The following is a 2753-nucleotide window of genomic DNA, read 5'->3' as shown; positions in this document are numbered from 1 at the left end:
CCCCTCCCCGGAGGCCCACCGCCTCATCGCGGAACGCTTCGCCGAGCTCGCCCTCGCCCCCGGAGGCGCCCTGGCACCGTGACCCGCCGCGGTCACCCTCCCGCCGGAGCGACACGGCGGACCAGTGGCCGCGGACCTACGAGCAGTGGCAGCAGCTCCACCGGGTGCGGCGGGCGACCTGGCTGTGCCGACGCTGCCGCGTCGTGTTCCTCCCCGCGGCGTCGTTCCGCCCCGACTCCGCCGGATCCTCCGCGCTTCCCGTGGCGCACTGTCCGCAGTGGTCGGTGGCCGTCGCGCGCCAGGACGACCGCCCCGGCGCCCCGACCACCTCGGCCTGACCGCCCACCCGGCAGCCGGCTCCCCGGAGGCCGCCCGGCTCGGCCCGGCGGCACGGCCGCGATGGACCCCGGGACGGCGCGTGTCGCCGAATCACCGGCCCGGGTACGGCCCTTCCCCGCGCACCGCCCGGAACGGAGTGAAACCCCACAGCCCCACCCCTCGTTCGGCACCGGCCGTACCGGTGCCGAACGAGGGGTGGGGCGTGGCCGGTCCACAGGCGGCAGGGCGTCTCATGCGGCGGCCGCCCGGGACGGCGGGAGCGCGAGCGCGGTGACCACCGTGCCGCGGTGCACGCCCCAGCTGCCGGTGCTGACGACCGGGTGGTGCGGGTGCCGGGCCGCGAACGTACCGTCGGCGTACACGGCGACGGAGATGGCCGCGAGCGGCGCCCAGGTCCCCGTCAGTGGATGGACGGCCTTGTAGGCGGCCTCCTTGGCGCTGAACAGGACCGTGTCCCAGGGGGCCCGGCCCTCCGGCAGCACGGCCAGGGCGCTGCGCTCGGCCTCGCTGCTGACCAGCTGGAGCACACCCCGCGGGAGTGGCCGCGCGGGCTCGGCGTCGATCCCGAGCGAGGCCAGCTGCCCGGTGCCGGCGACGGCGCAGGCCGTGTAACCGTCCGTGTGGGTGATGCTGCCCGTGACGCCCGCCGGCCACCGGGGCGCCCCGCCCGGCCCGGGCAGCAGCGGCACCGGCGGATGCCCGAGAGCACCGAGCACCTGGCGGGCGAGCGTCCGGGCGGTGGCGAACTGCCGGCGGCGGCGCGGCGACCGGTCCCGGATGTACGCCGCCTCCGACGGCAGCAGCCGGCCCTCGGACGGGACGCCGAAAGCCTCGGCACAGTGGACGTGGGGCGGGAGCAGCGCGGCCAGGACGCCGGCCGGGGCGGTGGTGGTCACGGTCGTCAGCGGCCGGCCGCGACCAGCAGGTGGACGTGGTGTGCGATGTGCTGGGGAGTCTCCAGCGGCACCATGTGACCGGTGCCGGGAATCCGGTGCAGCTCGGCGTGCGGCAGCGCCGACGTGAGCTCCCGGCTGAACTCGGGCTTCACGATCTTGTCCTCGGTGCCGGTGATGACCGCGGTCGGCGCGGTGATCCCGGCCAGACCCGCGCGCTGGTCCATCTCCTGCGTCGACGCGAAGCACGCGGCCCGGGTCGCCGGCGACGTGGCCGCGAACAACCGGCGGTTGGCCTCCCGCGCCGACAGCGAAGCACCCGGCCCGTGCGTCCCACCGAGCAGCCGACGGCCCAGCCACGGCGTCCGCAGTGCCCGGCTGAACAGCTTCGACCCCATCATCCTGACCTCGCTCGCCGGCGTGCTCTGCCCGTGCGAGGCCGTCGACACGAGCACAAGACCCGCCAGCCGCCCGACACTTGCCCCGCCGTTCCCGGCCGGCAGCCCCGCCGCCCAGGCCAGCGCCGCGTACCCGCCGCCCGAGTGCCCCACCACCACGACCGGCCGCTCCGGCGTGGTGAGCGTCCCGACGACGGTGTCCAGGTCCCGCGCCAACCGCTCGATGCTGATCGGCTCCCGCCCGGACGTCGACGAGGCGTGACCGCGCTGGTCGTACGTGGCCACCGTGTGCCCGGCCGCCGCGAGCTGCTGCGCGGTGGCGTGCCAGACGGTCCGGGAGGCGGCCCAGCCGTGGACCAGCAGCACCAGCGGCCGGCCCGGATCGGGCTCGCCCGGCTGGTGGACCGTGATGGCGAGGTGCGCGTGGTCGTCGGTCGTCGCGGTGTGGTCGGTGGTGGTGACGGCGTGCCGGGCGGGGAGCACGGGGATTTCGGTGACGGTCACTGGGGCCTCCTTCTCCGGTGGTGGTTCCTACTTCTGGTTGTCGAGGTGGCGGCGGAGGTTGCTGAGGGCGTGCTGGGTGGCGGTGGTGTGCTTGGTCGTGAGGTTCGTGAGCTTGTGGAAGAACTTGGCCAGGCCGTGCGGGTCGGTGGCGAAGGTGATCGTCAGCAGCGTCTGGGCGCCGTTGTTGTGGGGCGTGAGCCGATAGGTCGTCGTGCCCTGGAAGTGGCCGGTGTGGGACTGGGTGAGCTCGGCGTCCGGGACGACCTGCGTGGTGGTCGAGGTGAACCGCAGCTTGGGGCCGGGCTTTCCGACACCCGCCGGGTGGACGGTGGTCGTGGTGGTGCCGCCGGTCTGCTGCGGGCCGGTGGACCCGGGCCGGTGGGTGTTGTGCGGGTGCCACCACGTCGTCCTGCCGTTGAGCTCGTCGACGATGGCGTTCCAGACGGCGTGGGCGGGGTGGTTGAGGATGGTCCGGTCGGTGTGGTGAATGGCGCGCACGGGAAATCGGTCCTTTGTTTGGTGGGTGTGGTGGGGGGTGGTGAGTTGTTGGGTTCTGTTTTTGTTGTGGTGTGTGGTGTGTGGTGTGTTTTGGGGTTAGGGGAAGATGTTGTGGCCGGGG

General features: G+C 74.2%; 3 protein-coding genes and 1 pseudogene. 1 reads left to right on the top strand and 3 read right to left on the bottom strand.

Annotated elements, in window-relative coordinates; genetic code table 11:
• Window positions 1-338 (top strand): annotated as a pseudogene (locus tag ACIQOV_RS36145) (hypothetical protein); the annotation flags it as partial.
• A 231-nt stretch (window positions 339-569) separates the two neighbouring features.
• Here ACIQOV_RS36145 and ACIQOV_RS36140 read toward each other — a convergent pair.
• Genes ACIQOV_RS36140 through ACIQOV_RS36130 form a run of 3 tightly spaced genes read right to left on the bottom strand, consistent with a single transcriptional unit; the run spans window position 570 to window position 2632 of the window.
• The gene (locus tag ACIQOV_RS36140) at window positions 570-1235 is read right to left on the bottom strand and encodes a 4'-phosphopantetheinyl transferase (RefSeq protein ID WP_401055047.1); all 666 of its coding nucleotides are present in this window, start codon (window positions 1233-1235) and stop codon (window positions 570-572) included.
• Between the two features lie 5 nt (window positions 1236-1240).
• On the bottom strand, window positions 1241-2134 hold the full coding sequence (locus ACIQOV_RS36135; protein WP_401055046.1) for an alpha/beta fold hydrolase: 894 nt from the start codon (window positions 2132-2134) through the stop codon (window positions 1241-1243).
• A gap of 27 nt (window positions 2135-2161) precedes the next feature.
• Window positions 2162-2632, bottom strand: a complete 471-nt coding sequence (locus ACIQOV_RS36130) for an SRPBCC family protein (protein ID WP_401055045.1) — start codon at window positions 2630-2632, stop codon at window positions 2162-2164.
• Between the last annotated feature and the right edge of the window lie 121 nt (window positions 2633-2753).

The organism is Kitasatospora sp. NPDC091257, assembly GCF_044757675.1.
Classification (GTDB): Bacteria; Actinomycetota; Actinomycetes; order Streptomycetales; family Streptomycetaceae; genus Kitasatospora; species Kitasatospora lactacystinica.
The sequence above is the reverse complement of the archived record's forward strand: the minus strand, read 5'-3'. Positions and strand labels throughout refer to the sequence as shown.